The 26,766-nt window shown below is 40.8% G+C and carries 27 protein-coding genes, 1 riboswitch and 1 other annotated feature; of the genes, 11 read left to right on the plus strand and 16 right to left on the minus strand.

The genetic code is table 11. The annotated features are described in order from the left end of the window. Positions 1–129: 129 nt before the first annotated feature. From FPV17_RS15230 to FPV17_RS15245, 4 genes are all read right to left on the minus strand, one after another. Positions 130–1,743 carry a putative polysaccharide biosynthesis protein gene (locus FPV17_RS15230; protein WP_035393857.1) on the minus strand — a complete coding sequence of 538 codons (1,614 nt, stop codon included), beginning with the start codon at positions 1,741–1,743 and terminating at the stop codon, positions 130–132. Positions 1,744–1,896: 153 nt separating this feature from the next. Continuing rightward, positions 1,897–2,766 carry an SMP-30/gluconolactonase/LRE family protein gene (locus tag FPV17_RS15235; RefSeq protein WP_144559382.1) on the minus strand — a complete coding sequence of 290 codons (870 nt, stop codon included), beginning with the start codon at positions 2,764–2,766 and terminating at the stop codon, positions 1,897–1,899. Further along, positions 2,763–3,164, minus strand: coding sequence for a secondary thiamine-phosphate synthase enzyme YjbQ (locus FPV17_RS15240; RefSeq protein WP_035393853.1), 402 nt, complete (start codon positions 3,162–3,164; stop codon positions 2,763–2,765). Before FPV17_RS15240 ends, FPV17_RS15235 begins: the two co-directional genes overlap by 4 nt. Before the next feature lie 215 nt (positions 3,165–3,379). Beyond that, positions 3,380–4,567 (minus strand): M20 metallopeptidase family protein, encoded by a 1,188-nt coding sequence (locus FPV17_RS15245; protein ID WP_144559383.1) that lies wholly within the window; start codon positions 4,565–4,567, stop codon positions 3,380–3,382. Between the two features lie 136 nt (positions 4,568–4,703). On the opposite strand from FPV17_RS15245, the gene FPV17_RS15250 reads away from it, so the two are divergent. Beyond that, complete coding sequence (locus tag FPV17_RS15250; RefSeq protein WP_144559384.1) at positions 4,704–5,966, plus strand: BaiN/RdsA family NAD(P)/FAD-dependent oxidoreductase; 1,263 nt, start codon at positions 4,704–4,706, stop codon at positions 5,964–5,966. A 35-nt stretch (positions 5,967–6,001) separates the two neighbouring features. On the opposite strand, the gene leuS is transcribed toward FPV17_RS15250, so the two are convergent. Together leuS and FPV17_RS15260 are read right to left on the minus strand one after the other, a co-directional pair. Then, entirely contained in the window at positions 6,002–8,416 is a 2,415-nt protein-coding gene (gene leuS / locus FPV17_RS15255) for a leucine--tRNA ligase (RefSeq protein WP_144559385.1), read from the minus strand. Between the two features lie 53 nt (positions 8,417–8,469). After that, positions 8,470–8,687, minus strand: a binding site (T-box leader). Positions 8,688–8,760: 73 nt separating this feature from the next. After that, complete coding sequence (locus tag FPV17_RS15260; protein ID WP_144559386.1) at positions 8,761–9,960, minus strand: MDR family MFS transporter; 1,200 nt, start codon at positions 9,958–9,960, stop codon at positions 8,761–8,763. Between the two features lie 153 nt (positions 9,961–10,113). On the opposite strand from FPV17_RS15260, the gene mnmL reads away from it, so the two are divergent. Genes mnmL through FPV17_RS15275 form a run of 3 tightly spaced genes read left to right on the plus strand, consistent with a single transcriptional unit; the run spans position 10,114 to position 12,216 of the window. After that, positions 10,114–11,064 carry a tRNA modification radical SAM protein MnmL/YtqA gene (mnmL, locus tag FPV17_RS15265; RefSeq protein WP_144559387.1) on the plus strand — a complete coding sequence of 317 codons (951 nt, stop codon included), beginning with the start codon at positions 10,114–10,116 and terminating at the stop codon, positions 11,062–11,064. Beyond that, positions 11,061–11,633 (plus strand): tRNA 5-(aminomethyl)-2-thiouridylate-methyltransferase MnmM, encoded by a 573-nt coding sequence (gene mnmM, locus FPV17_RS15270; protein WP_144559388.1) that lies wholly within the window; start codon positions 11,061–11,063, stop codon positions 11,631–11,633. The genes mnmL and mnmM overlap by 4 nt, the downstream gene beginning before the upstream one ends. Positions 11,634–11,649: 16 nt before the next feature. Continuing rightward, positions 11,650–12,216: a beta-class carbonic anhydrase gene (locus tag FPV17_RS15275; protein WP_144559389.1), complete on the plus strand. Its 567-nt coding sequence runs from the start codon at positions 11,650–11,652 to the stop codon at positions 12,214–12,216. Here the strand turns inward: FPV17_RS15275 and brfA are convergent. After that, the gene (gene brfA, locus FPV17_RS15280) at positions 12,181–12,402 is read right to left on the minus strand and encodes a ribosome rescue factor BrfA (protein WP_035393848.1); all 222 of its coding nucleotides are present in this window, start codon (positions 12,400–12,402) and stop codon (positions 12,181–12,183) included. The genes FPV17_RS15275 and brfA overlap by 36 nt on opposite strands. A 52-nt stretch (positions 12,403–12,454) precedes the next feature. Continuing rightward, on the minus strand, positions 12,455–13,237 hold the full coding sequence (locus tag FPV17_RS15285; protein WP_060703763.1) for an alpha/beta hydrolase: 783 nt from the start codon (positions 13,235–13,237) through the stop codon (positions 12,455–12,457). Positions 13,238–13,326: 89 nt separating this feature from the next. On the opposite strand from FPV17_RS15285, the gene FPV17_RS15290 reads away from it, so the two are divergent. Then, the gene (locus tag FPV17_RS15290) at positions 13,327–13,845 is read left to right on the plus strand and encodes a gamma carbonic anhydrase (RefSeq protein WP_035393846.1); all 519 of its coding nucleotides are present in this window, start codon (positions 13,327–13,329) and stop codon (positions 13,843–13,845) included. Between the two features lie 66 nt (positions 13,846–13,911). Here the strand turns inward: FPV17_RS15290 and metK are convergent, their stop codons facing one another. Next, positions 13,912–15,111, minus strand: coding sequence for a methionine adenosyltransferase (metK, locus tag FPV17_RS15295; protein WP_055736184.1), 1,200 nt, complete (start codon positions 15,109–15,111; stop codon positions 13,912–13,914). A 228-nt stretch (positions 15,112–15,339) separates the two neighbouring features. Beyond that, positions 15,340–15,445: riboswitch (SAM riboswitch) on the minus strand. A 356-nt stretch (positions 15,446–15,801) separates the two neighbouring features. Between metK and pckA the strand changes: the two genes are divergently transcribed. Next, complete coding sequence (gene pckA, locus FPV17_RS15300) at positions 15,802–17,385, plus strand: phosphoenolpyruvate carboxykinase (ATP) (RefSeq protein WP_144559390.1); 1,584 nt, start codon at positions 15,802–15,804, stop codon at positions 17,383–17,385. 10 nt (positions 17,386–17,395) lie between these two features. Here the strand turns inward: pckA and FPV17_RS15305 are convergent, their stop codons facing one another. Continuing rightward, positions 17,396–18,181, minus strand: a complete 786-nt coding sequence (locus FPV17_RS15305; RefSeq protein WP_144559391.1) for an alpha/beta hydrolase family protein — start codon at positions 18,179–18,181, stop codon at positions 17,396–17,398. Positions 18,182–18,287: 106 nt separating this feature from the next. Here FPV17_RS15305 and FPV17_RS15310 point away from each other — a divergent pair, with 106 nt between their 5' ends. Genes FPV17_RS15310 through FPV17_RS15320 form a run of 3 tightly spaced genes read left to right on the plus strand, consistent with a single transcriptional unit; the run spans position 18,288 to position 20,823 of the window. Further along, positions 18,288–19,274: an ABC transporter substrate-binding protein gene (locus tag FPV17_RS15310; protein WP_144559392.1), complete on the plus strand. Its 987-nt coding sequence runs from the start codon at positions 18,288–18,290 to the stop codon at positions 19,272–19,274. 12 nt (positions 19,275–19,286) lie between these two features. Further along, positions 19,287–20,039 (plus strand): ABC transporter ATP-binding protein, encoded by a 753-nt coding sequence (locus FPV17_RS15315; RefSeq protein ID WP_144559393.1) that lies wholly within the window; start codon positions 19,287–19,289, stop codon positions 20,037–20,039. After that, entirely contained in the window at positions 20,026–20,823 is a 798-nt protein-coding gene (locus tag FPV17_RS15320; protein WP_035393838.1) for an ABC transporter permease, read from the plus strand. Before FPV17_RS15315 ends, FPV17_RS15320 begins: the two co-directional genes overlap by 14 nt. 43 nt (positions 20,824–20,866) lie before the next feature. On the opposite strand, the gene ytkD is transcribed toward FPV17_RS15320, so the two are convergent. From ytkD to FPV17_RS15345, 5 genes are all read right to left on the minus strand, one after another. Continuing rightward, positions 20,867–21,346, minus strand: a complete 480-nt coding sequence (ytkD, locus tag FPV17_RS15325; protein WP_144559394.1) for an RNA deprotection pyrophosphohydrolase — start codon at positions 21,344–21,346, stop codon at positions 20,867–20,869. Between the two features lie 65 nt (positions 21,347–21,411). Next, complete coding sequence (locus FPV17_RS15330; protein ID WP_367614609.1) at positions 21,412–22,713, minus strand: MFS transporter; 1,302 nt, start codon at positions 22,711–22,713, stop codon at positions 21,412–21,414. A 21-nt stretch (positions 22,714–22,734) separates the two neighbouring features. After that, on the minus strand, positions 22,735–23,226 hold the full coding sequence (locus FPV17_RS15335; protein WP_144559396.1) for a YwpF-like family protein: 492 nt from the start codon (positions 23,224–23,226) through the stop codon (positions 22,735–22,737). Positions 23,227–23,246: 20 nt separating this feature from the next. Further along, positions 23,247–23,447, minus strand: a complete 201-nt coding sequence (locus tag FPV17_RS15340) for a hypothetical protein (RefSeq protein WP_035393833.1) — start codon at positions 23,445–23,447, stop codon at positions 23,247–23,249. Between the two features lie 34 nt (positions 23,448–23,481). Next, positions 23,482–24,654 carry a MalY/PatB family protein gene (locus FPV17_RS15345; RefSeq protein WP_060703761.1) on the minus strand — a complete coding sequence of 391 codons (1,173 nt, stop codon included), beginning with the start codon at positions 24,652–24,654 and terminating at the stop codon, positions 23,482–23,484. A 148-nt stretch (positions 24,655–24,802) separates the two neighbouring features. On the opposite strand from FPV17_RS15345, the gene FPV17_RS15350 reads away from it, so the two are divergent. Continuing rightward, positions 24,803–25,435: a deoxynucleoside kinase gene (locus FPV17_RS15350; RefSeq protein ID WP_144559397.1), complete on the plus strand. Its 633-nt coding sequence runs from the start codon at positions 24,803–24,805 to the stop codon at positions 25,433–25,435. Continuing rightward, positions 25,428–26,057, plus strand: a complete 630-nt coding sequence (locus FPV17_RS15355; protein WP_144559398.1) for a deoxynucleoside kinase — start codon at positions 25,428–25,430, stop codon at positions 26,055–26,057. Before FPV17_RS15350 ends, FPV17_RS15355 begins: the two co-directional genes overlap by 8 nt. Position 26,058: 1 nt before the next feature. On the opposite strand, the gene FPV17_RS15360 is transcribed toward FPV17_RS15355, so the two are convergent. Beyond that, entirely contained in the window at positions 26,059–26,664 is a 606-nt protein-coding gene (locus FPV17_RS15360; protein ID WP_035393829.1) for a restriction endonuclease, read from the minus strand. Positions 26,665–26,766 lie beyond the last annotated feature (102 nt).

The raw sequence follows: 26,766 nt of genomic DNA on the forward strand, positions 1-26,766 counted from the left end.
CTTAAAACTGGCTTCATTATACCAAAGCTTGTCCGCAGGAAAAAGAGGCTTAACGATGAAACAAATGTCGAAAATCATCTACATTATGGGAAAGCTGTGAGAAAAAAGAGAGACACCTTTAAAGCGTCTCTACCTTAACTTAAATCGATCTCCTAATACCTTCCCTGCTAAGTGAGAGCGAATGCTTAAATAAAAGTAAACAACGACACCTGCGCCAACACTAATAAATAACGGTACCGCCACACCTATCCGGCTAACATCTCCTAGCCAGATTTTCATGCCTTCCCAAATTAATCCTACAGCCATCATCATCATTCCTGTAAAAACGGCAATGAGAATCGTTCTTCTAAAAATAATCGTATAATCAAAGTTCGCATGTCTTCCGATTGCATAAATGTTAAGGGCTAAGGCGACACCAAATCCGATGTAGGTTGTCCAAATGGCACCATAAGCGCCAAACCATAAAATAAAGACATAGGTGAATCCTAATTTTAAAAGTAAGCCAATCACAAGGCTTAACACGGCATTTTTTTGACGATTCATTCCTTGTAAGACCGCTCCTGTTACACCGTATACAGCAAAAAGAATGGTTACAGGTGAATAATAGCGCAACGTTTCAACACCAAGTAAGAAGTTTTCGTTGGCACCGAATAAAAGGTAGTAAATCGGCTCTGCAAGGATAAACATCCCAAATGATGCTGGAATGGTAATAAATAAAATCACTTGATACGTCTGAGTAATATAGGTTTGTAAAACAGTTTGATCCCCAGACGTGTATGCTCTTGTGATCGTTGGCACGAGTGTGATCGACAACGCTGTTGCGAGCGCCATCGGAATAAGAACGATCTTATGAGCCATCCCCGTCAAGATCCCTATATAATCTTTTGCTTGATCGCCTTCCCCTATACGATGCATGGCACCTTCAATCGTATACACATCAATCATTTGAAAAAGTGGAATCGATAAACCAACAAAAGAAAGCGGCAACGCATACGAAATAAGCTCTTTGTACATTTTAGGAAGTGGCTGCCGTGATGAAGTTGGCTGCCGTGTTTCTTCCACTTTTTTTAAAATATAGGCACGCTGCCCGCGATAATACCAAATGAGAACGCCGAGCCCTCCAAAAGCACCAATAAATGCACCTAATGTAGCAAATCCAACAGCAAGGGGCATATTGCCGCTCCCCAGATTCATAATGACAAAGGCGGCAGCTAAAATAAATACGATTCGAATAATCTGCTCAATTACTTGGGAGACAGATGTTGGCACCATCTGTTGAAATCCTTGCATATAGCCTCTAATCAGAGACATAACAGGAATGACAAGTAATGCGAAGCTAACCATGCGAATGACGAACACAACGTCATCAAACACGTATTGTTCCGTTTTACTCGGTGTATAACCAACCTTCGCCAACAACGGGGCTCCTAAAAATAAAATCCAAAACGCAATAAAGCCCATTAACAACATGAGCGGTATACCTGATTTAAATAAACGATGGGCAGTATGGTAATCACCTAAAGCGTGATACTTTGACACATACTTTGACAAAGCTACCGGCACACCCATTGTAGCAAGCGCAATCATAATTCCATATGGCATATAGCCCATTTGGTAGAGAGCAAGCCCTTGTTCACCAACGAGAGGTGCAAAAGGAATAATATAAAGAAATCCTATAATTTTAGAAATGAGTGTTGCAAGGGTTAGCGCCTTTGTTCCTTGCATTAATTTTGACCCAGCCATGACTTCCCCCGTTCAAGCAAAAAAAGACTTCTTTCGCATTTTAGCATAGTTTGTCATCGATTGCCTTATCTAAACAAACGGACAAAAAGAATTCACTTTTATCAAATGAAAAAACTCGTTTGTTCGCTGGGAACAAACGAGTGGATTGTTTCATTACAAACCACTTCTTTTTCCTTTATAAGAAATGGATGCCGTTCCTTTACAGTCAAGGGTTGCACAGAATAAATTTCCACTTTTCTCTTCTCCGTCTTTTGAAGCAGTTGTGATAAAGAGGGTTTGGTAATTTGTACCACCAAACACACAGGAAGTCGTATTTGAAGCAGGTACGGTTATTTTTTCTGATACGTTGCCTGTTTCAGGGTCAACTCGAATCACAGCACCGGCTCCCCATAATGCAACCCACAGCTTCCCTTCACTATCAATGGTCATCCCGTCTGGTGCTCCACCGTATTCGTCATAATGAATCGGTACAGTGCCAACTCTTGTTATCTTTCTCGTATCGTCTGGGTCGTAGCTAAAAACAGCTGTCTCACTCGTCACGGTTTCATTATGGTAAAACAAATGCTTTTGCTCATCCCACGCCATCCCATTAGAAATCGTTAAGCCATCACGTTTTTCTTCAATCGCTTCATTTTCATCGAAAACGACTAATTTTCCGATCGTGGACTGCCCATCAAATGCCATTGTCCCTGCCCAAAGACGCCCGCTTGGATCACATTTTGCATCGTTAAACCGAACGGTTTCTTCATTCAGCCTCATATGAGGGGTTAAGCGATCCCGATAATAGCTGTAAAGCCCATCCCTCATTGCCAGTAATAAGCCACCTTGCTCTTTTTTCACAACGGCAGTGACATGTTGTGCAAAAGGCAACGTCTCTGTAGTGTCATGTTTATGGTCATAGGCATGTAATTTATAGCCTTCAATATCAACCCATAATAATCGTTGCTCTTGATCATCCCAAAAAGGACCTTCTCCTAAACGCGCTTTGCCGTTCCATACTCGTTTCGCTTCTATCGTTTTCATGCTTGAACTCCTTTCACAACAAATGATCGGTTGCGTCGAGGTCCATCAAACTCGCAGAAATAAATGCCTTGCCATGTTCCTAACACAAGTTTACCATTTGATACGAGTATAGTTTGAGAAGGACCCACTGTTGACGTTTTTAAGTGCGCCGCCGTGTTGCCTTCCATATGTAGGTCTTGTTGATGCTCCCAAGGGTACACTTCGTCAAGACGCCGTAAAAAATCAGTCACAACATCGGGATCAGCATTTTCATTTACAGTAATACCCGCAGTTGTATGAAGGGATTGAACAATAACAAACCCTTCTTTTATTCCATTTTCTTGAATTACTTGTTTAACATCAGATGTAATATCAATCATAGCACTATGTGTTTCCGTATGAATTGTAAAAGTCTTCATTGAATAACTCCTTCTACTATGTGACTTCTGTTCTTCTACCCTATTAAAAGTAACTATAATCGTCATGTGTGGGATGTATGTGTGTCAAGTAAGCATTACTGTACCAAAAAATGCACCTCTTCCTTAAAACGATTTTGGAAGCCAGAGTCCCTTGTTCTGACTCCGTTTGATTCCAGCAATCGTATGGAAGCGGTGCAGCTTGTTCTACAGTAAGGCTAGATTTCATTTTCAATCAAGTAATGATTTGTTAGTGCTAAAAATAGAGACGCTATATGGTTTAATGCATGCTCATCAAAGTCAAAGCGGGGATGATGATGAGGAAATTGGGTGTACGCCTCCTCTGTACGTGCACCTACATGAAAGAAAGCGCCTGGCTTTTTTGTTAAATAATACGCAAAATCCTCTCCTCCTAGAATAGGTGGAGCCATCATAGCACTATTTTCTCCTAAAACATCTGTTACTAGCTGACGAACGATGTCGCTTTCTTTTTCACTATTAACAAGTGTCGGATAACCATTTAGATAGTCAACATCTGTCGTGACGTGAGTACTTTGTTCTTTCCCTTTCACAATTGCTCGAAGCTCGTCTTCAACCTTTTGGCGAACCCCAGCATCAAACGTACGAACCGTTCCTTCAATCGTTGCTGTATCTGCAATGACATTAAAGGCTGTGCCCGCTTGAAAGACGCCTACTGTTACAACAGCTGGAGCCATTGGATCAACTCTTCTACTCACAATTGTCTGCAATTCGTTCACAAGCTGACTACCGACAACAATGGAATCGAGAGTCGTATGGGGTTGCGCCCCATGCCCACCTTTTCCTTGTATATGTATACGAAATTTATCTACCGCTGCCATAACCGCTCCTGGGGTACAGCTTACTTTTCCAAGAGGTAAGTGACTTGATACATGCGCACCAAAGATAACATCAACATCGTCTAAACAGCCATCTGCGATCATTTCTTTCGCTCCACCAGGAGGAAGCTCTTCCGCATGTTGAAAAATGAGCACTATCGTACCTGCTAATTGTTCAACTTGATCTTTCATGATCGCTGCAAACCCGAGTAACGCAGCCGTATGTCCATCGTGCCCACAAGCATGCATCTTTCCAGGTACTTTCGAGGCGTACGACACATCGTTTTCTTCATCAATAGGAAGTGCATCAAAATCGGCACGGAACGCAATTGTTTTTCCTGGTTTGACTCCTTTTATACGCGCCACAATACCGCGTCCACCTACACCAGTGGTTATATCCGTAATGCCTAATTTTCGTAACTGCTTTTCTATGTATAAGGGTGTTTCTACTTCTTCGAACGATAATTCCGGATGCTCGTGTAGATGTCTGCGCCACATGACCATTTGCTCGTGAATGTGTTCTACTTTCTGTTTTGTTTCTAACGCCATATTTATCATCCTCTCTTCGTACTAAAAGAAACGTTCGCTCTTTTTCTTCTTTTTCCTGCAACATTTTCGTGCTTTTGTTTTGCGATAGAATGTGTACAATAGAAAGAGATCGTTAAAACGTTAGGTGGAAAAATAGATGTACGATGTTGTAATCATTGGTGGAGGCCCTTCCGGCTTAATGGCAGCTGTTGCGGCTGCTGAAAATGGAGCGAAGGTGCTTTTACTTGATAAAGGTACGAAACTAGGAAGAAAGCTAGCTATATCAGGTGGAGGACGTTGTAATGTCACAAACCGCATGGAACGAAAGCAATTAATTGAACATATCCCTGGAAATGGACGATTTATGCATAGTCCTTTTTCGGTTTTTGATAACGAAAATATTATTACATTCTTTGAAGACCTAGGCATTCAATTAAAAGAAGAAGATCGTGGCCGAATGTTTCCTGTAAGTGATAAAGCGCAAACAGTCGTTGATACATTATTGAATCGGATTCGAGCATTAAAAGTCGACATTCGCACAAATACAGAAGTAAAGGACATTCATTTTGAAGACGAAAGTCCTCATAAGATTCTTTTAAAAGATGAGACCACCATCTTCACAAAAGCCATCATAATTGCTACTGGCGGAAAGTCCGTTCCCCATACTGGAAGTAATGGAAGTGGCTATCCGTGGGCGAAAAAAGCAGGGCATACGATAACTGAGCTTTACCCTACGGAAGTTCCCATTACGATTGGTCAACCGTTCATTACAAATAAAGATTTACAAGGGTTGTCCCTACGAGAAATTGAACTAACGGTGACTGCACCAAACGGAAAGAAAATTAAAACCCATGAAGGGGACATGATTTTCACACATTTTGGTATTTCAGGTCCAGCAGCACTGCGTTGTAGCCAATATGTCGTAAAAGCATTGAAAAAGTTTGAGGCACAATGGATTCCAATGCATATTCAAATATTTCCTGGTTCTACCCATGAAGATCTTTTCCAACAATTGGTGAAATTAGTTAAAGCTGAACCAAAAAAAGCGTTAAAAACGGTGTTAAAAGGGTTTGCTCCTGAACGTTTATTGACGTTTCTCTATAAAGACTTACACATTGACGAGCAAGAAGTATGTGCCAATACATCCCACGATACGTTGCGCAAGCTGGCTCAGACGCTAACAGCGTTTCCATTAAAAGCAAACGGAACCCTCTCCATTGAAAAAGCATTTGTTACAGGTGGTGGCGTAAGCGTAAAAGAAATTGAGCCAAAAACGATGCAATCACGCAAAACAAAAGGGCTTTATTTTTGCGGTGAAGTTCTTGATATTCATGGCTATACAGGTGGATATAATATTACGTGTGCCTTTTCTACTGGTTACACAGCAGGAGCTGGGGCTGCGCTTCAAACGAAAGATTAAAAAACAGGATGCCAAATTGGCATCCTGTTTTTGTATTACCCTACAACAATATTTACTAGCTTTCCAGGAACAGCGATGATTTTACGAATGGTTTTGTCTCCAATCGCTTCTTGCACTTTATCATCTGCTTTCGCAGCTGCCTCTAGTTCGTCTTTTGATGCAGTCTTCGCGACAATTAACTTCGCTTTGACTTTGCCATTAATCTGGACGACGACTTCAATCTCATTTTCGACTAGAAGTGTCTCATCATACGTTGGCCATGCAGCATAAGCAATGGATTCATCATACCCCAGCTTCTGCCAAATTTCTTCGGCGATATGAGGGGCGATTGGTGAAAGTAACTTCACAAATCCTTCTGCCATCTCTTTTGGCAACACCTCTTGTTTGTTTGCTTCATTAACGAATACCATTAGCTGTGAAATGCCTGTGTTAAAACGAATTTCAGTAAAGTCTTCGGTTACTTTTTTCACCGTTTGATGATACGTTCGTATGAGCACATCTGTCGCGTCGGCTTCTTGCACTTTTTCGTTTAATTTGCCTGTTTCTTCGTTTACAATTAGTCGCCACACACGCTCTAAGAAACGTCTGGATCCATCAAGTCCATTTGTTGACCAAGCAACAGACGCATCAAGTGGTCCCATAAACATCTCATACAAACGAAGGGTATCAGCACCGTGACTAGCAAGAATATCGTCAGGATTGACGACGTTCCCTTTTGATTTACTCATCTTCTCATTATTGTCGCCCAGGATCATACCTTGGTTAAAGAGTTTTTGGAATGGCTCTTTCGTCGGTACAACGCCAATATCATATAGAAATTTATGCCAAAATCGTGCATAAAGAAGATGAAGGACGGCATGTTCCACACCACCGATGTAAATGTCAACTGGTAGCCACGCTTTTGCTTTCTCAGGATCAACAAGCACGTCTTCATTAGTAGGATCAATATAGCGTAAGTAATACCAGCAGCTACCAGCCCATTGTGGCATCGTGTTTGTCTCACGACGGCCTTTCATACCTGTTTTTGGATCGGTTACCTCTAACCACTCTGTTGCATTTGCAAGCGGCGATTCTCCTGTACCTGAGGGTTTAATTTCATCTAGTTCTGGCAACATGAGCGGTAGCTCACTTTCGTCCACCGTCGACATGGATCCATCTTCCCAATGGATAATAGGAATTGGCTCACCCCAATAACGCTGTCTGCTAAATAGCCAATCGCGTAGGCGGTACGTAATTTTCTTCGTCCCTGCTCCTTTTTCTTCAAGCCAAGTTATCATCTTAGCAATCCCATCGGCTTTATTCATACCGTTTAAGAAATCAGAGTTTACATGCTCTCCATCACCTGTGTACGCTTCTTTCGAGACGTCTCCACCAGCAACCACTTCTTTAATCGGTAGGTCAAACGTTGTTGCAAACTCATGATCACGCTCATCATGACCAGGAACCGCCATAACAGCACCCGTACCATAGCTTATAAGCACGTAGTCCGCAATCCAGACAGGAATTTCTTCACCATTAACTGGATTAATCGCATACGCACCAGTAAATGCGCCTGTCTTTTCTTTTGCTAAATCCGTACGTTCTAAGTCACTTTTCAGTGAAACTTGTTTCTTGTATGTCTCTACTGCATCCTTTTGCTCACTCGTTGTAATCTGATCAACAAGTTTATGCTCCGGTGCAAGAACCATGTATGTTGCGCCAAAAAGCGTATCAGGTCGCGTGGTAAATACACGCACTTCTTCACCTTTAATCTTGAATGCCACTTCTGCACCTTCTGATTTACCAATCCAGTTGCGCTGCATGTCTTTCAAACTTTCAGGCCAATCAAGTTCTTCTAAATCCTCAAGCAAGCGATCGGCATATTCCGTAATACGAAGTACCCACTGCTTCATTGGACGTCGCTCAACTGGGTGCCCCCCACGTTCACTTACGCCATCAACGATTTCTTCGTTTGCTAGTACCGTTCCAAGAGCCGGACACCAGTTTACAGCGACTTCATCCACATAAGCGAGGCCTTTTTCATACAGTTTAATAAAGATCCACTGAGTCCACTTATAATAGTCAGCATCTGTCGTGCTAATTTCACGATCCCAATCATAGGAAAACCCAAGTTCTTGGATTTGTCGCTTAAAAGTTTCAATGTTTTCTTTTGTGAAAATCGCTGGATGATTTCCTGTATCAAGCGCATATTGCTCTGCTGGCAGACCAAACGCATCCCACCCCATTGGGTGTAAAACGTTATACCCTTGCATTCTTTTCATACGCGCCAAAATATCTGTTGCCGTGTACCCTTCTGGATGTCCTACATGCAGCCCTGAACCTGATGGGTATGGAAACATGTCAAGGGCATAAAAATTTGGTTTATTCTGATCTTCTGTCGTTTTAAACGTTTTATGGTCGTGCCAAAACGTCCGCCATTTCTTTTCGATTTGTTGATGTGAAAATGACATTGCGATTCCTCCTTTTTCCATGTCGATAAAACACAAAAAGCCCCCATCCCTGTCAAAGGGACGAGAGCTGTTATATCCCGCGGTACCACCCAGTTTATTAAGCACTTGCTGCTTAATCACTTACACATAACGGTGTGTTCCGTTAAGAACTACTCTATGTTCATTCTTAATCACTAAAAGGCGAGTTCGCTACGCTATCTGACTGACTTGCACCTACCGTCAGTTCTCTTCTGTCCAAGCGCTCACTACTACTCCTTTATGGCTGTGTTATCATTATCGATTATTATCGTCATTGTATGCAAAGTTATGCCCAATGTCAAGCAGGCATATACCTATTTTCCCTATCATGAAGCGGATTGCTTTAGTTTCTCTTCTTTTTGCAAAGGTCGATCATATAGCCGAACGAGTGGTAATGATAGCAACAAGAGTCCACTAATGATAAAAAATAAGAGTTCGATTGAATAAAAGTCAACGATTAAGCCGCCTAGAAGAGGTCCAATCATTCTTCCACCAGTTGAAATGCTGTTGACAATGCCTTGATAAGATCCTTCTCTTCCTTTCGGTGAAAGCTGATTGGCAATTGTTGGTACCGCTGGCCAAACAAACATTTCCCCGATCGTTAAGATAAGCATCGCCACTAAAAACATGGAAAACACACTTGCTTGAGTTAACACGATATACGACAATGCAAAGATAATAATGCCTGCTGTCATTTGCCCTTTAATACTTAAGCGGAACCTCCGAATAACAAGGGCAATAAGTGGTTGAGCAAAGACAATAAGTAAGCCATTTATTGTCCACAGTACGCTGTAAAGCGGAAGTGCAATGCCTAGGTCTTGAATATGAACTGACACGTTCGCTTGCCACTGTGTATAACCAAGCCAAGAAATAAAGAATGCACCACAGACAATAATAAGTGCATGCAAGCGGTATTGTCTCTTAAATGGAACTTTATGAGAAATAGAAAGACTAGAGTCAGCAGTCCGACCAAGTTGTCCACCCCAGTGGCGAAAGAAATAGGCGATAAATCCAAGCATAAACACATGCACTGCCGCATTGGCAATAAACACGTCCGTTAGACGAACAAGTGTGACAATCCCAATTAATGCAGTCCCTAGAGAAACGCCGACATTTTGAGCGACATAGATGGCGTTAAATGGTCGTCTTCCTCCATCTGGCCATAAACTTCCGGCTAATGCATACATAGCTGGCGCCATCATCCCAGATCCAAAACCCATACATGCTAAAAATAAGCCATATAGCGTATACGTTTCAAAAAAGAACGCAAGTAAAACGGAAGCACTTGCGGATGTCGATGCTCCTATTAAAATCGTTCGATACGCACCTAATTTATCAAAAAGTCTACCACCAATTAGACTACCTAACACCCCGGCACCAGCATTAATCATTAACACGATGCCGGATGCCGTTAACGTTTGTCCGAGCACTTGCGTCATAATAACAGCGTTTAAAGGCCATAAAAAAGACGCACCTGTAATATTAATTGCCGTCGCAATAATTAAAATCCATATAGATTTAGGCATAAACCTGCCTCCTTTAGCGTTACAAAACCCTCACCAGTTTAGAAGAAATCAACCCATTTAGCAATAGTATTAGCTCTTTAAAAAGAAGGAGAAGACTTCTAATGAAAGAGATGATACACTAATCTTATTCTTTAAAAGGCAATGGTGGTTCACATGTTCAATAGGTTAAACAACAACCAAAACGCAAAACCTTATTATACGTGGAATGATCATCTGAAAGATCATTTCGGCTCAAAGGTAATGAAGATCTCCCTTGATGCCGGTTTTGATTGTCCAAATCGTGACGGCAGTGTTGCTTATGGTGGCTGTACGTTTTGTAGTCAACGAGGTTCCGGCGATTTTGCTGGTGATCGAAAAGATGATTTAATCACTCAATTCCATTCTCAAAGAGAGAAAATGGCGCGAAAATGGAAAACAGACAAATACATTGGCTATTTTCAAGCCTATTCCAATACATATGCCCCTGTTGAAACGCTACGTTCGTATTTTGAAACGATTTTAAAACAAGAAGGCGTCGTGGGGTTATCCATTGCCACTAGACCAGATTGCTTACCAGAAGAAGTCATTGACTATTTAGCTGAACTACATGAACGCACCTATTTATGGGTTGAGTTAGGACTGCAAACGGTTCACGAAAGAACGGCACAGCTTATTAATCGTGCTCATGACTATGACTGCTATAAAGAAGGCGTTGCGAAGCTCCGAGCACGCGGCATTCGCGTTTGCGCTCATATTATTAATGGATTACCCCTTGAAACAGAGAACATGATGCTAGACACAGCAAAAGAAGTGGCCAAGCTCGATGTACAAGGAATTAAAATACATTTGCTTCATCTTCTCAAAAAAACGCCGATGGTCAAACAATTCGAAAAGGGTTATGTTGACCTACTGGATCAAGAGCGCTATACAAAGATTGTTGTCGATCAACTTGAAGTGCTCCCACCAACAATGATGATCCATCGGTTAACAGGTGATGGCCCAGCTGATATTCTCATAGGTCCTATGTGGAGTACGAATAAATGGTCTGTTCTGAACGGTATTGAAGCAGAGTTTCAAAAGCGTAATAGTTGGCAAGGAAAGCTTTACGAAGGAGTTACACCATGAAATTACAAGGGATCTTACCGTTTGCACGTACACTTTTACAGGAGGTGATACAAGCTGGAGATACGGTCATTGATGCGACTGCAGGTAACGGCTACGACACGCTTTACCTCGCTACACTTGTAGGGGAAACAGGCATGGTCATTAGTTGCGATATACAAGCGGACGCTGTTCAGGCCACTGCTGAACGATTAGACCAAGCGAACGTGGCTGATAGAGTTGAACTCCATCAGATGGGGCATGAACAACTTTGTCACTTGTCTACATTTAAGTCCGCTGCCATAAAAGCAGCTGTCTTTAATCTAGGCTATTTGCCTAAGGGAGACAAACGTATTACCACTACAGGAGATACAACCATTGAAGCGATTAAGCAAATCTATTGCCAGCTCACGAACGAAGGACGTATAATTCTCGTTATTTACCACGGTCATCCTGAAGGCAAAGTAGAAAAGGATGCGGTACTAGACTATACACGTTCATTGCCGCAAGAAGAGGCGCACGTTGCTATGTATCAATTCATAAACCAACGCAACAATCCACCTTTTGTGGTTGTTATAGAAAAACGTAAATGAAAAGGAGCATTTAATCATGAGTAAACTAGATACGATTCTTGCATTTAATCAATCTTTTGTAGAAAACAAGCAGTATGAACAATTTTCTGTTGGTAAATTTCCACAAAAGAAAATGGTTATTCTTACGTGCATGGATACAAGGCTTACAGAACTCCTTCATTCTGCAATGGATTTACGAAACGGCGATGCAAAAATTGTAAAAAATGCCGGAGCCGTTATTTCTCATCCTTTTGGTAGTATTATGAGGAGTATCCTCGTTGCCATTTATGAGCTAGGTGCAGAAGAGGTTTATGTAGTCGGGCATTATGGTTGTGGTATGACGGGGCTTTCTTCAGAAGGTGTACTGCAAAAAGCGAAAGATCGTGGCATTCAAATGGATCATATTGATTCCTTGCGCTATGCAGGTGTAGACGTTGACGCATTTTTAACAGGCTTCGATGACGTTACGGATAGCGTAAAACATAGTATTGATTTAATTGTGAACCACCCTTTGTTACCTAAAGATGTAAGCGTTCATGGACTTGTCATCAGTCCAGAAACCGGAAAATTAGACGTTGTGCAACGGGATCTTCGTCCAAACTAAAAAAAACTCGTCGCTTTCATCAAAGCGACGGGTTTTTTGTCTTTGTTGCTCCATATATTCTTGTTTTGTTTTTGTTTTTCTCGTCGCTAAGTCAGCCATTGCATAAACGCCTCGATTAAGTGCTGGATTTCGCTTTCCTTCACGGATGCGTTTTTCTCGCTGCTTTTTTGCTTTTGATCTGCTCATATAGTATCACTTCCTTTCCTTCATTATAACAAAGGAAAGAGGAGGAAGGAAGTCATCGAATAAGCATGTTCACAAAACCAATTGTATAGCGAAAGACCTCTTCTTTCTCCGGTTCATTGTAAAGCTCATGATACAAACCGCTCCACTCTTTTACCATTTTATGACTAAGATCTAGATGATTAAACCACGTGAAAGCTGCACTGCTATCGACAACATGATCTTCACCAGCAACCATTAATAAGATAGGAATATTCGGCATCTTTTCCGGATAACGCCTTGTTTGAAGCATCGCTTTTGTTAATTCGTGATACCAACGCGCTGATACTTTCGTAACACGTAAAGGATCCTTTGTATATTCCTCCCGAACGACTTCACTACGAGTCGTAAGCTCAGGTTTTAAACCTGATTGCAAACTAAACGTTGGCACCACATGATTCAATACTTTCGCAGCTGCCTTCTTTGGTGGAGAAACAGGCATCTTTAACTGCAAGCATGGTGAAGATAGCACAACTGCCTCGATAAATGAATTATCCCTTTCGATTAACGTGCGAATGGCAATTAACCCACCCATACTGTGACCAACAAGGACAATTGGCAAATGCTTTGAACGTGCCTGCTTTAACCAGCGATCGACTGTTTTTATGTATTGTTTAAACGAGTCAATATGACCTCGCTTTCCTCTCGACTCTCCTTGACCTGGTAAATCACCAATTAAGCAGTCAAAGCCGTGTAAGTTCCATTTTTCTATTAACCAATGATAGCGTCCACTATGCTCACCTGCACCATGGACAATGACAGCTACTCCTCGGGGTTCTGGCACTTCAAAATAACGCACGACATTTCCTCCTTATCTAGCTATTCTATCTTACGTACGATAAAATCAGTATAGCTGATTTTATCCCTTTTAGGAAAGGACAGGTTTAGATGATTTTACCTTATCACGATAAAAAACCGTTTATTGATTCAACGGCTTATGTAGCAAGTAACGCGGTTATTACTGGAGATGTTGAAATTGGTGCGTATTCAAGCATTTGGTTTCATTCCGTTATCCGTGGCGATGTGGCGCCTACTCGTATTGGCAAACGTGTAAACATTCAGGATCAATCCATGCTTCATCAAAGTCCTAATCGAACGCTTCTTATTGAAGATGACGTTACAATTGGTCATCAAGTGACCCTTCATAGTGCGATCGTTCGTAAACATGCGCTCATTGGCATGGGCTCTATTGTTCTTGATGGCGCAGAAGTTGGTGAAGGTGCGTTTATTGGCGCTGGAAGTTTAGTACCACCAGGAAAAACCATTCCCCCAAACACCCTTGCATTAGGAAGACCAGCAAAAGTCGTACGAGAGTTGACAGAAGCTGACCGAAAAGATATGGAACGAATTCGCACAGAATATGTAGAAAAAGGTCAATACTATAAACAAGTAGATGATTGTCACTAACTCCTTACATAGGTCATGAACAAAAACAGCTCCCCAAACAATGTTTGAGGAGCTTCATTATTGATTTTAGGCTTCTGCTTTTAGTACTTCTGCTTTATCTGTTCTTTCCCAAGGAAGTTGCACGTCTTCGCGGCCAAAGTGACCATAAGCAGCTGTTTGCTTGTAAATCGGACGGCGCAAATCAAGCATTTTAATAATGCCAGCAGGACGTAAATCAAAATGTTTTCTTACAAGTGACACAAGCGTTTCTTCATCGGCTTTACCAGTGCCGAATGTATTAATGGAAATAGAAACTGGCTGTGCCACACCAATTGCATACGCAAGCTGTACTTCACAAGATTCCGCAAGACCTGCAGCGACAAGGTTTTTCGCCACATAACGAGCAGCATAAGCTCCTGAGCGATCAACTTTTGTTGCGTCTTTACCTGAGAACGCACCGCCACCATGACGAGCAAAACCGCCATAAGTATCAACAATAATCTTTCTTCCTGTTAATCCAGCATCTCCTTGAGGTCCACCAATAACGAATCGGCCCGTTGGATTAATAAAGAATTTTGTTTTCTCATCCATTAATTCAGCAGGAACAACGGCTTTAATAACGTGCTCTTTAATGTCTGCTTGAATTTGTTCCAGTGTAATCTCAGGTGCATGTTGTGTCGAAATAACGATTGTATCTACACGAACAGCCTTATCGTTTTCATCATATTCAACGGTTACTTGTGTTTTACCATCTGGTCGTAAATAATCAAGGGTTTCGTTTTTACGCACTTCACTTAAACGAAATGCTAATTTATGACTGAGTGAAATTGGAAGCGGCATAAGCTCCTTCGTTTCGTTTGATGCAAAACCAAACATCAACCCTTGGTCTCCTGCACCAATTGCTTCAATTTCTTCATCCGTCATTTGCCCTTCTCGTGCTTCTAAAGCTTGGTCAACACCTTGAGCAATATCAGCAGATTGTTCGTCAATTGACGTAATAACCGCACATGTCTCAGCATCAAAACCATACTTTGCACGCGTATAGCCAATTCCTTTAATCGTTTCACGCACTACACTTGGAATATCAACATACGTGCTCGTTGTAATTTCACCTGCAACAAGAACCATACCCGTTGTTACCGAAGTCTCACACGCAACACGCGCATTCGGATCTCTCTTTAAAATTTCATCAAGGATCGCATCAGAAATTTGATCACAAATTTTATCTGGGTGCCCCTCCGTAACTGACTCTGATGTAAATAAGTGCTTTCCTCTTTTTTCAGACATATAAAGTCCTCCCTTATTCCAAACTCTCGCTCGGAAGCATCTAGTATTCTAAAAACTAAAAACGAACAAATCAGATCTGATTTTAGTAAGTAGGCTAAAGGCATCTTATGCCCCCGGACACATAATCGCAACTTATCCGTATCGTTTTTATCTTATTGTTCACGTATGTTTACAAAAAGAAAAAGCTCTTTTCTACATGAGAAAAGAGCTGACTTGTCTATCGATCGCCTCTTATCTCCCAGAACAAAGATGTTCTGCAGGTTAGCACCTTTTCACGGAAGTGATGGTTGCTGGGTTTCAAAGGGCCTGTCCCTCCACCTTCTCTTGATAAAAGCGTGATGTTATCTGTTTTAAAAAGCAGTATAACTTTACCTATGAACATTCTTCACTATTCCATAGTCGCTTTCAACGCACTATGTAAAAGAACCGAGTGACGTTTAATGGAATAAAGTAAATCAATCAATAGGCTGCGCTTTGTTCGTTTTCGGACATTAGCATAACATAGTTTACCTGACTTTAAAAGGGAAAAGGCAGTAGAGCGGATTTCTTTTTTTAGATGATATACCTATTGCTGCACTTGCCCTTATTAGATATGTATCATTTCTTTCAACCATCTTTCACTTTAGTATGGATTATTTAATACAATGTGTTATACTAATACCACGAACACTGACCTTAAAGGAGCCGATTATGAAAATAGTAAATGGATCAACACAATTAGAACAGTTGCTTTCTAGCCCTAAAACAGTTCATCAGCTACCTGTCCCAGCTTTAGTAGAGCGAGCATTAATGAATCATGAAGGTGAACTTACAAACACTGGTGCGTTATCAGTTCAAACGGGTACGTATACAGGTCGCTCTCCGAAAGATAAATTTATTGTCGATGAGCCAAGTGTTCGCTCTACCATTGATTGGGGCTCAGTGAATCAACCCATCTCACGAAACACATTTAAAGCGCTTTACGAGAAAGTGTTATACTATTTACAGCAAAAAGATGTTCGATACGCTTCAAATGGATTTGTAGGTGCGGATCCTGCTTATCAACTTCCAATCACATATATTAATGAATTCGCTTGGCACCACCTTTTCGCACGTCAACTATTTATTCGTGAAGGTCAACCTGGAAAAAGCAATCAAGAGCCGTTCACCATTGTGAGTGCGCCAACTTTTAAGGCAAACCCAGCAATTGATGGAACAAATTCAGAAGCATTTGTCATCATTTCATTCGAAGAGCGCGTTGTTTTAATTGGTGGAACCGAGTACGCTGGCGAAATGAAGAAATCAATGTTTTCCGTGATGAATTACTTAATGCCCGATGAAAATGTGCTGCCAATGCACTGCTCGGCTAACACGAATGAAAATGGAGAAACAGCACTTTTCTTTGGTCTATCCGGTACAGGTAAAACAACGCTATCTGCTTCAACTCACCGTTCACTTATTGGTGATGATGAGCATGGATGGACGGAAACAGGCATTTTCAATATTGAAGGCGGCTGCTACGCGAAATGCATACATTTATCACAGGAGCAAGAACCACAAATTTGGAATGCGATTTCGTTTGGTACTGTACTCGAAAATGTTGCAGTAAGTGAAGGAAAGCCTGATTACGATGATGCACAGTTTACAGAAAATACGAGAGCGGCTTATCCCATTGAAGCCATACCGAATGCATTAAAGCCTAGTGTTGCTGGAAGTCCAACTGCAATCATTTTCTTAACCGCCGATGCGTTTGGAGTATTGCCTCCTATTAGCAAACTAACAAAAGAGCAAGCTATGTATCACTTTTTGTCTGGGTACACGAGTAAATTAGCTGGAACCGAAAGAGGCATCACTCAACCCGAGGCAACATTCTCTACTTGCTTTGGCGCACCATTCTTACCAAGGAAGCCTGAAACATATGCATCCATGCTTGGTGAAAAAATCGAAGCAAACGATGTTGACGTATTTTTAGTAAACACTGGCTGGACTGGTGGAAGTTATGGAACAGGGAGCAGAATGAAGCTACGCTACACTAGAGCAATGGTTGAAGCTGCACTTCAAGGAGAACTCAACCAGGTTGAAACGGAAACAGACCCCATTTTCGGACTCCACCTACCCTCTCGTTGCCCAGGTGTCCCAGATGAACTATTAAATCCTCGAAACGCTTGGGCTGATAAAGCTGCATATGATAAAACAGCTAGCGCTTTAGCAAGCCAGTTCGCAGATAATTTCGTCCGTTTTTCTTCTGCTAAAGCAAGTATCCAACAAGCAGGGCCAACGGTACCTAAACAGTAAAAAGAGTAGATTACGATCTACTCTTTTTTTGCATCCAACTAGCCGCTTTTTTTAGTATCGTAGCCTGTGCTGTCGCAGGAAAATGGTGTTCATACTCTGGAAAAAGCCATGTTTCCACTTGATGTTGTTTCGCTTCTGGAATGGAATCCAACAGTTGATAGACGTGCTCACTCGAGACATGTTGGTCTTTTTCTCCATGTATTAGTAAAAGTTTTGGTGAAAAAGAACTAAGGTGTTTTAATGGTGTTCTTGCTTCATACCGATCTGGATACTTCCATGGCGTTCCTCCGATTACTCGCTTCATCATTTTCCTTAAATCAATCCGCTCTTCATAGGTAAGGACCATATCCGTAATGCCATTCCAAGACGTCACTGTTTTCGTTTGCGGCCGATATAACCCTGTCCAAAGCGCCATAATACCACCACGAGAGAAGCCGACAACATGAATTCCCTTTTCACACGCAACAGAAGGATGTTGCTCAAGTAAATCAAATCCATTGATGGCATCAAATCGATCATCCCCGCAAAAATCTTCACGTCCTTCACCACCACGATTTCCTCGGTAGTAAGGAGCAAACACGACAAAGCCCTCACTCGCCCACTGAATGATTCGCTGTGACCTTACCATTCCAACCGTTTTAATGCCACCTCTTAAGTAGAGTAACCCAGGTAGTCCTGTTTGATTGATGGGTTCAGCCATTAAGCCGATCACGTTGAAACCACTGCTTTTATATGTCACTTCAAATAAATGGATTTTCCTACTAGGTGAGGGTACTCTTATTTTTTCAATGATCATAAAACCCTCCTTTTAGGCATACACCCTTTTCCTACTTAGCGCATAGTGTAACAATAAAATCTTTTTTCTGTTCTAATGCTAACAATAACATGTAAGGAGTGATACGATGAAACGATTGCTTGCTTTTCTATCTGTCGCTTGTTCACTCGCCTTCGTAGTAGGCTGTCAGTCAGATGGCCCTACAGAAACGCTTGAAGTCGCGGAAGTCACACGTTCTGTCTTCTATGCGCCATTATATGTTGCGCTCTCAGAAGGATTTTTCGAGGAAGAAGGCCTTTCCATCGAATTAACGACAACGTGGGGCGGCGACAAAACGATGACAGCTTTGTTATCTGGCGGTGCCGACATCGCACTTGTTGGGTCTGAAACCTCTATTTATGTTGCTGGCCAAGAAGCAACAGATCCAGCCATTAATTTCGCTGCATTAACGCAAACCGACGGCACTTTTCTCGTTGCTCGTGACCAAGTTGATTCGTTTCAATGGAGCGAACTAAAAGGAACAACTTTTTTAGGTCAACGTAAAGGTGGAATGCCACAAATGGTAGGGGAATTTGTTTTAAAGCAACATGATATAAATCCCCGAACCGACTTAACACTCTTGCAGAATGTGGATTTTGGCAACATTCCTAGTGCCTTTGCTTCTGGTACAGGTGACTACGTACAATTGTTCGAACCTCAGGCCTCTACATTTGAGAAAGAAGGTCTTGGTCATGTCGTCGCTTCATTTGGCGCAGAATCTGGTCGTGTTCCCTATACGTCATTTATGGCAAGACAGAGCATGATTGAAAAAGATGAAGAAGCGCTCATACGATTTGCCAGTGCCATTTACAAAGGTCAACAGTATGTAAAAAATGAAGATTCTTCCACTATAGCCATGTCTATTCAAGACTACTTTGAAGATACAGAACTAGACATTCTCACTAGCGCGGTAGAGCGATACAAAGACCAGGGTTCGTATGCGACGGATCCTTTATTGACAGAGGAAGCCTGGTCTACACTACTTGCTATTATGGATGAAGCGGGCGAACTCCCACTTCATATTCCATTTGATGAACTTGTTAATACAGCCATTGCTTCGAAGTCAATGGAGTAGAGGAGGAAAATCATGTCGGATGTATCAATTGATTCAGTCTCCTTAACCTACGTAAACGAGTCTGGCGCTTTTCCCGCCCTGGAAAATGTCTCACTAACGATTAAAGAAGGAGAGTTTGTTTCCTTTATTGGCCCAAGCGGATGCGGAAAAACAACTCTGCTATCGATTATTGCTGGCTTACTTGAACAAACCAGTGGTTCACTTTATATAAAGAATACGGAATCAATTGGCTATATGCTGCAACACGACTATCTGTTCCCTTGGTTAACAATCGAAAAAAACATGACCCTTGGGCAGCGTATTCAAGGAACCCATAATGAAGTCTCTCACCGGAAAGCACTCCGATGGCTCGAGCGATTCGGTCTGGCCGATAAGAAATTCGATCTTCCTAAAGCTTTATCTGGAGGGATGAGACAACGTGTTGCCTTAATTCGTACATTAGCAACAGACCCTTCTCTCATTCTTCTTGATGAGCCTTTTTCAGCATTAGATCAACAAACAAAGTTAAAACTAGAAGATTTAGTTTCACACACATTGAAAGCAGAACAAAAAACCGCTATTCTCGTTACTCATGATATTAGTGAAGCCATTGCGATGAGCGATCGTGTCATTCTTTTTTCACCTCGACCAGGTAAAGTTGCTCAAGTCTTTACGATTCCTCAAGAAATTCGAGCATGTACGCCATTTGAAAGTAGACAGCATAAAGATTTTCAAGACCAGTTCCAATTAATATGGAAGGAGCTGGATCGGTTTGAATCCAACTAAATTACATGAGCAATTTGTTCTGGAAAAGAAAAAAGAAAAGCGTTTTGTGAGGATAACCCAGATCACGATCATTGTCGTTCTTATTGCAATATGGGAGCTTGCGTCTCGCTTGGCATGGATTGATCCTTTATTATTCAGTATGCCGTCACGCATTGTTACATTGCTTTATGAGCACATAACAGCTGGCACTTTATGGATTCATGCGTCTGTAACAATGTTTGAAACGATCGTTGGCTTTTTACTTGGAACGATTGTCGGTACCTGTTTGGCTGCTTTACTCTGGTGGTCAAAACGATTATCGACCATTCTTGATCCCTTTTTAGTGATTCTTAACTCTATGCCGAAAGTAGCAATTGGACCGATTTTAATTGTTGGCATTGGTCCTAACATCGGTTCCATTATCGCTATGGGAATGCTTGTTTCTGTTATTATTACCACAATGGTCGTTCATACAGCTTTCAAAGAGGTAGATGAAAACTATATAAAAGTGCTTCAAACGTTCTCTGCTTCAAAAAAACAAATCTTTTTTAATGTCGTTTATCCTGCATCTATCCCGGTCATTATTTCCACTTTAAAAATGAATGTTGGCCTTGCATGGGTCGGCGTCATTGTCGGGGAATTCCTTGTTTCAAAACAAGGATTAGGCTATTTAATCATATATGGCTTCCAAGTATTTAACTTCAATCTTGTATTCATGAGTTTACTTGTTATCGCAATATTAGCCACATTTATGTATATCTTCGTTGAATACATTGAGAAAAAAATGACGAAATATAGCATTTAGCGCCCTTCAATGAGGGCGTTATTTGCTTGTATAGTACCGTTTTTTAGTTAAATAACCCGGTTGAAATGGCGTATTGAACCGCTTGTGGAACTACGTCATCTTGCATAATGGGGCTAAACCGTTTATCTGCCTTCATTCCAATAGGTAATTCTTCTATCAGCTTTCGTCCATTTGTTTCAAATCCAGAAGGCGTTTCGTCAAACCGTTTGATTTGAACGGCATAGATTGATTTATAAAAGACCTCTTGTGGATCTTGAACTTCATATTGACCAATATAGGAAATCCACTGAGCGTATCCACCTGTTTCCTCCCATAGTTCACGCTTTACCGCTGCCTCAAGCTCTTCATTCATTTCAACTTTACCACCTGGAAATTCATACCCTCTTGCTTTATGGTCCGTTAAAACCCAAGAACCTTGATGCCGCGCAATAATAAGCACATGTTTAGGTGACGATGTAAACGGCGATTCATCTCCAAGTACGAGGTTGACTGTATAGCCATTTTTATCTTGAAACGTTCGCATGATAGCCTCCCACTTTTACAGTATGTACCGTAAATTATAGAGGAAAACCCAACTGAGTTCTAATCCTACCATGTCTGCCTTCCTTTTTTTTGCGGTCGTATGCCCCATAAAACAAGTAAGATGGTGAGTAAGATCACGAACGCATTTCCTGTAAATGTTAGAAAATGATGGCCTTTCATAAAAATCGCAAACAATGGTGGACCTGCCGCAACACCGATAAACCGTGTACTATTGTAAAAAGAAGAAATAGAACCTCGCTGTTCTGCGGGTATGCCTTCTGTCACAAACGCATCTAAACTTGGTAGCGTAGCACCTATACCAATACCAGCTGCAAATAGTGCTGTCAACATCATATACAACTCCTTATTAAACGAAATGACAAACACAGCTAGAGTGAGAAGAGATAGCCCACCAACCGTTAACCACTTCATTTTTAGCTGATCTTGTCCAATTCCCTTTCCAGCTACATAAGAAGTTAAACATAGCGCAAGTAAAGGAAATGCAAGCATAACTCCCTTTCTAACGCCATGAATGTGATGACTTTCTTCTAAAAAAGTAGATAAATAAAAGAGAATACCAAAGAGAATGTACATAAGAATGCCACCAGTAATAAAGACTGTGTATAACCAACGGCCTTCGCGTTTAAAAATTTGCTTCACTGATTTAAGAAATTGCTTAAATTTTTTAGGTTTTTCTTTTTGTGGAGGTGTTTCAATAAGGTAAGACACCATGATAATAGAAATAGCACAGAAGACCGGAAAAGCAAAAAACGGTAAATACCAAATAATTGAAGCTAATAAAGCTCCAAATATCGGACTAAGCACTTTTCCGAACGTATTAGAAGTCTCAATTATTCCTAATCCTTCACTCACTTCTTGTTTCTTTTTAAACAAATCACCAACAAATGGCATAACAATAGGTGCTGCACCAGCGGCACCTATGCCCTGCAACAATCGACCAATAAAAATAATCCAATAAGAATGGTCTAATTTCCACGCAGCTAACCCTGCAACAAGTCCTCCTATTCCAGCTAAGATTAAACTTGGAATAATAACTTGTTTACGCCCGATATGATCCGATAAATATCCTGCAACAGGAATAAAAATAATTGCTACTACTGAATAAGCAGTTATTAAAAGACTTACCATAAAAGAACTTACATCTAATTCGCTTCCTATTTTTGGGAGAACAGGAATAAGCATCGAATTACCTAATGTCATGACAAGGGGTACAGATGACAATGATAATAATCCCCACATTTTCTTTGAATTTTCCACGTTGTTCTTAGACCCCTTTTTTTGCACGAGATACATGTAGTATGAGCAAACAGGAACAACGTATTCACAAATAAAAAAGCCTGCTATCAAAAAATGATAGCAGGCTTACTATTAGTGGAGATGATATTTTTCACTTTTCTTCAGTTGATCGTATACTTCTGCAATCGTTTTGTCAGAGTATGCATCTAGCTTTTCAACACGACTTTTATATTCTGATAAAAGTGATTCACGCTGAATACCTTCTTCTAGAATATCCTCAAATACGTCTTCTAAAACATCGTCACGACCTGAAACAATCTTTCCTTTCAAAATAATGCTCTTTCCTTCTTTTAAATCCGTAATCGATTCAATAGAAGTAATCATAACAGCTGGATGATTGTCTTTACTCGTAATGACAACGCTGACGAGAATATGACGTTCCGCTTCCTGCTCTCGTTCAAATAAACGAGCATCCTCCTTAGAAATTACCGCATCAATAAACCAGGTATGCTCCTCATTTTCCATATTAATAATGAGTCCCTCATGAAGCGGAATGGGCTCTTGTGTTACCTTCCCTTGCTGCCCATCAATTACTTGCATTGCGTATAGCTTGAACGTCTTCATAAAACGCCCCTCTTTCTACATTATGAGCTTTTTATTTCCTTAAACACTTGCTGAAAGTGGTTTGACACAACCCATTCGAGCAACTCACGCTCTTTTTCCACTAGCTCTCGTTGCAGCTGATCTGTACATTCCTTTTCAAGTTCGTCAAGCAAATAATTAGAAGGGTTTATCATTTTACTAACCGACTCCTCTTCACTCATTCGTCCTGCAAGCTTGTCCATTCATGTATTTCGCTAAAAATGAACGCTTTCCTGCTTAAAACTGCTTTTGATTGTAAGCTTTATGAAGTTGATCAAGTGCCTTCATCAAGGTTTCCCTTGATGTAGCAAGATTCATTCGCTCGTAGTGTTTGCCTTCCTCACCAAAAATGGGCCCATGATTTAATGCCACTTTTGCCTCTTCAAGTAGCCATTTTTTTCGTTCTTCTGCCGTTAACCCAAGCATTTCAAAATTCATCCATAACAAATACGTACCTTGAGGTTTCATTAATTGAATCTTTGGCATATGGGTACCGATGTAATCTTCCACCAATGAATAATTCTCTTGAATATAGCTCATTAACTCCTCTAACCATGGCAATCCATGATCATAGGCAGCTTTCGTTGCAACTTGTGAAAACATATTCGCGCCAATGAAGGTATTTGCTAGCACTTGTCGATACTTAAGTCGAAGAGCTGGATCCTTTATCACAACATACGCGCCTTGAACACCAGCCAAATTAAACGTTTTCGTTGGTGCTAATGCTGTAAACACATGATTTTCAAACGCTTCATTTACAGAGGCAAACGGTGTGTGGCTATAACCATCAAACAACAAGTCTGCATGGATTTCATCAGAAATGACGTATACATTATGCTTTAGACAAATCGATGCAAGCTTACTTAATTCCTCTTTCGACCACACTCGACCACCAGGATTGTGCGGGTGACACAAAATCAACATTTTTGTTTTTTCTGTTATCATTGATTCAAGACCGTCGAAATCCATTTTATACAGTCCATCTTTTAAAAGCAGAGGGTTTTTAACAACGTTGCGATTATTCTTTTCAATCACATCATAAAATGGGTAATATACAGGTGTCTGAATAATAATATCGTCTTCTTCTTCGCTGAATGTTTGAATTAAATTGCTAATAGCTGGAACAACACCCGTCACATGAACAATGTCAGATTCTTGAATGGTCCAGTTGTACCTGTTCGAAAGCCAGTTAACAATGGATTGATTTACAGCAGGAGAAGCTGCGGTATATCCATAGACCCCATGTTCTACTTTTTCTTTTAATGCATCAATAACAGGTTGAGGTGCTTTAAAGTCCATGTCTGCTACCCATAGTGGCAACAAACCCTCTTGACCAAATCTATCTTTGGCACCATCCCATTTCATTGAATCCGTTCCAACTCGATTAATGGTTTCATTAAAATGACTCATCTACTTGCTGCTAACGCAGACTCCCTCCTACTCACTCTATTTTATATATACAGTGTAACATAAACAGCGATAACGGTCGGTGTTCAGGCATCTTAAAAAATGATACACTATCAAAGTCGTTTAGAACAAAAGAAAGGAGTGATGGTAAATGGATGGGACATTCATCTGTGTTGAAGGCGTGATTGGCGTAGGAAAAACCACACTCGTAACAAAACTTTCCGAGCACTATCAAACGGAGCGATTGTACGAGATTGTAGCTGAAAATCCGTTTTTAGAAAAATTTTATGATGATATGGATGCGTGGAGCTTTCAAACAGAAATGTTTTTTCTCTGCAATCGAGTGAAACAATTAGAAGATATCGGAAAAATACTTAAAAAAGGACAAACTGTCTTATCCGATTATTATATAGGTAAGAATCTCATTTTTGCTCATCAGACGCTAGATGAACAAAAGTATGATCAATATAAACGTATATACAACATCGTAAGCGAGCCGCTACCTAAACCAAGAGCGATTATCTATTTAAAAGCTGATTTCGATACGATCATGCACAGAATTAAACAAAGAGATCGCTCGTTTGAACGAAAAATGGATCCGTTTTATATTGAATCTTTAATGCAAGACTACGATCAAGCCATGACAGCCATAAGTGACGTCATTCCTGTGTTAACCATTGATACGACTCACCTTGATTTTGTCATGAATCAAGACGACCTTTATTCAATCATTCATCAGATTACGTCTACATTTGGCCCACTAAAGGAGAATAAATATGACTAATATTCCATCTAACGCTATTATTACAGTCGCTGGTACTGTAGGTGTTGGCAAAACGACAATGACGAAAAAACTTGCTCACGCATTACAATTCAAAACATCTTTTGAAAAAGTAGACAACAATCCATACTTAGATAAATTTTATGCAGATTTTGAACGGTGGAGCTTTCATCTTCAAATTTATTTTTTAGCAGAACGATTTAAAGAACAGAAAGCAATGGTAGAAGATGGTGGGGGCTATGTGCAAGATCGCTCTATCTATGAAGATACGGGGATTTTCGCAAAAATGCATGCAGATAAAGGAACGATGACGAAAGTCGACTATGAAACGTATACCAGCCTATTTGAAGCCATGGTGTTAAATCCTTATTTTCCTACTCCAGATGTTCTCATTTATATAGACGGTGATTTAGATGCCATCATCAACCGTATTCAAAGTCGAGGTAGAGAAATGGAGAAACAAACATCTACAACCTATTGGGAAGAAATGCACGGTCGTTATCAAGACTGGATTGCCTCTTTTACTGCTTGTCCTGTGTTGAAGCTTAATATTCAAGATTATGACTTAATTAACGATGAATCGTGTATTCAAGACATCGTCAAAAAAATCGAACAGTACTTTTAACTTACTTAAGGAAATAATCACCAACCTGAATTTTTCTCCCATCGGTGGCAACCTTATCTAATTGGTTGCTCCGATTGCTCTTTTCAGGGATATGCGGAGTGGCTAGTAGCCAGTACACATCCTCCCACTTGTCTTTTTTAATAAGCTTAATCATTTCCTCGATATCGTCACGTACTAAAAAATGAACGTCCGTCATCGCCGCTAATTGCCAACAAGAGTCTGTTACGCTTTCAGCCGTTGTCAGAACAACGCTTTTTGATGCTTGATAGTACGCTCTTGCTGCATAAATCTCTTGTACGCTACTTAAGCCCAGATTTGCTCTATAGCGCTTTAATTGAATGACCGTAGTTTCATTTTCATCATCTGTTAGGACTAAATCAGCACCGTAATCTCTGCTTTTTTTCGTTTGCCACGTCCTGAATCCGCTCGCTGCATAGACTACAGCCATATAGTCTTCAAAGGCGTGTCCATCCATCTGGTCAATTTGCCGAAGTGTGACTTTCTTAACATCTGTTTGCTTGCGATGGGAGGCTTTTTGCCAAATCCATATAGTCAATATGATTATAAGACTGACGCCAATAACGCTAATAATTTGGTTAAACTCCATTTTCACTCTATCCTTTATGTCCGTCTCTTTGGAAGCATACACAAATTGTACGTACACGTCAAAAAAAAGTAAGCAACAGCCAATAAGCTGTGCTCACTTCTT

The organism is Shouchella miscanthi, from assembly GCF_007725405.1.
GTDB lineage: Bacteria > Bacillota > Bacilli > Bacillales > Bacillaceae_D > Shouchella > Shouchella hunanensis.